Origin of the sequence: Streptomyces capoamus, assembly GCF_014654935.1 — a bacterium.
GTDB lineage: Bacteria > Actinomycetota > Actinomycetes > Streptomycetales > Streptomycetaceae > Streptomyces > Streptomyces capoamus.
Window position 1 is genome coordinate 6536 of sequence record NZ_BNBF01000029.1, and the last position, 5167, is coordinate 11702.

The following is a 5167-nucleotide window of genomic DNA, read 5'->3' on the forward strand; positions in this document are numbered from 1 at the left end:
GGTGTCGGTGCGGGACGAAAGGGGGCAGGTCAGGGGGGTCGGGCAAGAGGGTGCGAAGGGCGGGAATGGGGACGTACGCACCCCGTACTCCGATCGGGGGGCGCACTGTGCGGAACCTGCCTCTTCTGAATTGACTTCCTCTCAACTATGTTCGTGTGTCGACGGAGTGTAGGGAATGTGGTCGAACGGGTCCGCGACGGGCGGATCCGGTCGGGACCGATACCCGTTCCGCGCACTTCGCGTTCAGTGGTGGGGAGAGTCTCCGGGGGGAGACGTCAGTACCGGGGGAAACACATGCATGTTCAGGAAACGCATTGGGCATCCGCGGCCGCCGTGGCGCCCGGCGGCAAGGCGATGACCACGGCGGGGAGCGGCGGACGCGCGGACGTGGCGCGGACGACCCCGCTGCGGGTGGACGCACAGCGCAATCTGGAGCACGTGCTGCGTGCGGCGCGTGAGGTGTTCGGCGAGCTGGGCTACGGCGCGCCGATGGAGGACGTGGCGCGGCGGGCCCGGGTCGGGGTCGGCACGGTGTACCGCCGTTTTCCCAGCAAGGACGTGCTGGTGCGGCGGATCGCCGAGGAGGAGACGGCGCGGCTGACCGAGCAGGCGCGGACGGCGCTCGGGCAGGAGGACGAGCCGTGGTCGGCGCTGTCGCGGTTCCTGCGCACGTCCGTGGCGTCGGGGGCGGGCCGGTTGCTGCCGCCGCACGTGCTGAGGGTCGGCTCCGGCGGGCCGGCCGCGCCGGTCGAGGAGCCCCGGGTGCCCCAGCAGCGGGTGCAGCCGGGCGGTGCCGAGCTGCGGCTCGTGGCGGAGCAGGCCGCGGTGGTGGCCGATGACGCGGGGGCCGGGGCACTGCTCGACGTGGTCGGGCAGTTGGTGGATCGGGCAAGGGCGGCGGGTGAGCTGCGGGCGGACGTGTCCGTGGGTGACGTGCTGCTCGTGATCGCCACGGCGGCGCCGTCGCTGCCGGACGCGGTGCAGCAGGCCGCGGCGTCGGAGCGGTTGCTGGACATCCTGCTGGAGGGACTGCGGTCGCGGCCCGCGTAGCCCGCGCCGGCCGCGTGGACCGCGGCCGTGCCCAGGTCCTTTCGTCCCACCGGCATCACCCGCGCGGCTGTCGCCGTCGGGTGGTGCCGGTGGGCGTTCGGGCGCTGTCCGGGGTGTTCGAAAGGCGCGGGGGGAAGTCCGCTCGGACGAGTGGACCGGGTGGCCGGGACCGGGGTCGGGGAGGGACCGCTGTGGCAGTCTGAGCCGGTGACGGGTTGGGCTGGTCCGGTGTCGGGGGCTGTCGGCGATGGACGTTGACGGGTGGGACGGGTCATGCGGGGGCGCCGGGGACGCGGAGACCGTGGGGCCGGCCGCACCGCAGGTGCCGAGGCAGGGCGGGCCGGCGTCCTCCGGCCGGGCCGCGGAGCCGGGCGTGCCGGCGCAGCGCGCGGCGGGCGGGCCGCAGCCCCGGCAGCTGCCGCCCCGGGAAGTGCCACCCGCCGACGGCGAGCTGATCGAGCGGATGCGGGCCGGTGACGACTCGGCCTACGCGGAGCTGTACCGGCGCCACGCCGACGCGGTACGGCGGTACGCGCGCACCTGCTGCCGGGACGGGCACACCGCCGACGACCTCACCGCCGAGGTCTTCGCCCGGATGCTGCAGGCGGTGCGCGGCGGCTCCGGTCCCGAGCACGCCGTACGGGCCTATCTGCTGACCTCCGTGCGGCGCGTCGCCGCGCACTGGGCCAGGTCCGCCCGGCGGGAGCAACTCGTCGACGACTTCGCCCTCTTCGCCCAGCAGGCCGCCCGGGTCCCCGAGACGTCCGACGGCGCCCTCGGCGCCGACGTGCGCGCGCTGCACGAGGCCGAGCAGTCCCTGGCCGTGCGGGCCTTCCGTTCGCTGCCCGAGCGCTGGCAGGCCGTGCTGTGGCACACCGAGGTGGAGGACGAGTCGCCGAGCGAGGTGGCCGTCCTGTTCGGGCTGGACGCCAACGGCACCCGGGTGCTGGCCAGCCGCGCGCGCGAGGGGCTGAGGCAGGCCTATCTGCAGGCGCATGTCAGCGCCGGCCTCGCCCGGGACGAGGAGTGCGCCCGGTACGCCGGCCAACTGGGCACCTACGCCCGCCGGAAGCTGCGCGTCCGGGCCGAGCGGGGCCTGCGCAAGCACCTGGCGGAGTGCGCGCGGTGCCGGCTGGCGGCGACCCAGATCGAGGAGGTCGCGAACGGTATCCCCGCTGTCGTACCGGTCGCGGTCATCGGCTGGTTCGGGGCCGCCGGGTACGCCAAGGCCCTCGGGATCGTGGCCGGCGGCGCCGGCGCGGGGGCGGCGGGCGCCGCCGCGGCGGGCACCGGCGGGTCCGGCGGGACGGCCGGCGCGGGCGGGGCCGTGGCCTCCGAGGGGCTCGGCGCGCCGGTGAAGGCCGGCATCGCGGCCGGTGTGGTGGCGGTGGCGGCCACGGCGGTCGCGCTGGCCCTGGTGAACGACAGCCCTCCGGCACGGGAGGCCGCCCGGCCGGCACCGTCGGCGCCGGTGGTCCGGCCGCCCGCCGTACAGCCACCATCCGTACGGGTGCCCGCCGCACGGACCCCCTCCGCACGGCCGGTCTCCGTCCGCCCGCCGGGGGTACGCGCCGGGACGCCCGCGCCCGTACCGCCGGACGGCAGTCCCGCGCCCCGCCCCTCGCGCACGCCCCCGCCGGTGGACCTCCCTCCGCGGCCGGCCCCGACGCCCACGCCGACCCGCACGCCCCCGTCGGTCCCCGCCCCGGCGCCCACGCCTCCCCCGGCGCCGGCACCCACCGTGTACGAGCTGAGCGAGCTGCGCTTCGACGCCACCGGCGACGGCACCCGGCCCGAGATCGTCCTGTCGGGGAGCAGCTGGGTGTGGCAGCGGTACGGCCTGTGGATCGGCGGTGAGCGGTACGCGCGCGGCGCCGGCGTACACGGCGAGTCCTCCGTCACCGTCGCCCTCAACCGGCAGTGCACCGCCTACGACGCACTGGCCGGCGTGGACGACCTGACGCTCGCCCCGGGCGAGGTCTCCTTCTCGGTCTACGCCGACGGGGTCCGGCTGTGGCGGTCGGGTCCGGTGCGGGGCCGGGACCGGGCCGTCCCCGTCCATGTGGACCTCGCCGGGCGCGGCACCGTGACGCTCGTCGTGGAACCGCGCGGCAGCGCCTTCGGCGCGGCGGCGCTGGTGGACTGGGCCGACTCCCGGTTCACCTGCCGCTAGGGCCCTCGACGAGCACGGCGTCCAGCTCCCGCAGGACGCCGGCCACGCCGAGGGACGCGCCCCGGGCGCACTCGGCGTCGTAACGTCCGGCCGGCAGGGCCGCGCGGGCACCGGCGCGCACCCGGGCGGCCTGGGTGCGCTCCGGCTCGGGCCGGCTGAGCCCGTCGCGCCAGTGATCCGCCGCGGCGAACAGCCGGAGGGCGCCCGGCAGATCGCCGAGCCGGGCCAGCAGACCCGCCGCCACGTCCACCACGCTCGCCCTGATCGATTCGGCGCAGCGGTCGGCCACGGCCTGGCGCAGGGCGTCCGCGAGGACCGGCACGCCGTGCGCCGGGCCCGACTCGTCGGCCACGAGCAGCGCCTCGACCATCCGCTGGGCGGCGAGGAACTGCGGGGGCGGGTTGCCGTCGCCCACCACCGCGCGGACCTCCTCGAACAGCTCCCGGGCGTGGGCCGGCCGCCCGTCGTGCAGGGCGATGTGGGCGCGCAGCAGCAGCACGAAGGCCCGCGCCTCCGGTACCGCGTACCGGTCGGCGGCCGTGCCCGCCTCGGCGAGGGCCGACCGGGCGGCCTCCGGGTCGCCGGAACGGTAGGAGATCTCGGCGAGCCGGGCGAGCACGAACGGCGCCTCGGCGTACGCGCCCACCTCGTAGGCGAGCCGCAGCGCCTCCTCGTACTCGCCGCGCGCCTCCTCGTACCTGCCGCGGGCCATGGCCGCCTCGCCGGCCGCGCTGCACACCTGGGCCCGTATCCAGCGGTCACCGACGCGCCGGCTCAGGGTCCGCAGCTCGGCCAGGTCCTCGTCCACGCCGCGCAGGTTGCCCGGTGAGTCGACGGTCATGTGGGCGCGGTACATCAGGGCGACCGCGAGTTCCCAGTCGCCGCCGTGGCCGCGGGCGTTGCGCACGGACGCCGTCATGTGCGGGCGGACGTCGGCGGGGCCGCCCAGGTAGTAGGCGGTCAGCGGCCAGATGATGCCGGGGAGCCGGGCGGCCCGGGGGCCGCCGCGCTCGTAGTACGCCCGTACCCGCGCGAGGTACTCCCGGGCGCGCTCGTCGGCGGCGAGGTTCTCCGTGCCGGTCTCCGCGGTCAGGAACAGGTCGAACATGCGCAGGTCCATCCGCAGCTCGTGCAGCGGGTGCCCTTCCTCGCCGTCGGCGGCGGCGAGGAAGGCGCCGACCGGGTCGGCGGACTCCGCCCGGGTCATGGCCTCGCCGGCCGGAGCGCCCGCGGGCAGGGCGTCGCGGGCGACGCCCAGGCGGAGCACCTGCCGTACCCGGGCCACCGCCTCCTGGCGGTGGTTGCGCAGCCACCAGAACCAGCTGATGGCCAGGACGACGGCGCCCGCCTCCGCCTCGTCGCCCGCGCGCACCGCGCGGTCCAGCGCGGCGCGGACGTTGTCCAGCTCGGTCTCCAGGCGGGAGATCCAGGGCAGCTGGGCCCCCGACCGCAGCAGCGGTTCGGCCTCCTCCACCAGCGCCCGCACCCACGCGCGATGGCGCCGCTCGGCCGCCGCGCGCAGTCCGGGGACCTCGGCCGCGCGCTCCGTGGCGTACTCGTGGATGGTCTCCAGCAGGCGGTAGCGCATGCCGGTGCCGGAGCCGGTGCCGTCCGGGTCGTGCGGGGCGGCGACCACGAGGGACTTGTCGACCAGCGCGCCGATCAGGTCCGCCACCGGGCCGGTGCACACGGCCTCGGCCGCCGCTAGGTCCCAGCCGCCGGCGAACACCGACACCTCGCACAGGACCGTCCGCTCCCGCTCGTCCAGCAGTTCCCAGGACCAGTCGACCACGGCGCGCAGGGTCTGCTGGCGGGGCAGGACCGTGCGGCTCCCGGAGGTGAGCAGGCGGAAGCGGTCGTCCAGGCGGTCGGCGATCTGCCGCGGGGTCAGCAGCCTGAGCCGGGCCGCGGCCAGCTCGATGGCCAGCGGCAGCCCGTCCAGAC

3 protein-coding genes are annotated in these 5167 nt (G+C 76.9%); 2 read left to right on the top strand and 1 reads right to left on the bottom strand.

Features of this window, described 5'->3' with window-relative positions; translation table 11 throughout:
* The first annotated feature begins 294 nt into the window (after positions 1-294).
* Together IE312_RS32590 and IE312_RS32595 are read left to right on the top strand one after the other, a co-directional pair.
* Entirely contained in the window at positions 295-1050 is a 756-nt protein-coding gene (locus tag IE312_RS32590; protein WP_189985855.1) for a TetR/AcrR family transcriptional regulator, read from the top strand.
* A 247-nt stretch (positions 1051-1297) separates the two neighbouring features.
* A complete protein-coding gene (locus tag IE312_RS32595) occupies positions 1298-3223 on the top strand; it encodes a sigma-70 family RNA polymerase sigma factor (protein ID WP_189985856.1) in 1926 nt (641 codons plus the stop codon).
* On the opposite strand, the gene IE312_RS42870 is transcribed toward IE312_RS32595, so the two are convergent.
* Positions 3210-5167, bottom strand: a 1958-nt coding sequence (locus IE312_RS42870) for an ATP-binding protein (protein ID WP_440862377.1), incomplete at its 5' end; no start/stop codon positions are given. The genes IE312_RS32595 and IE312_RS42870 overlap by 14 nt on opposite strands.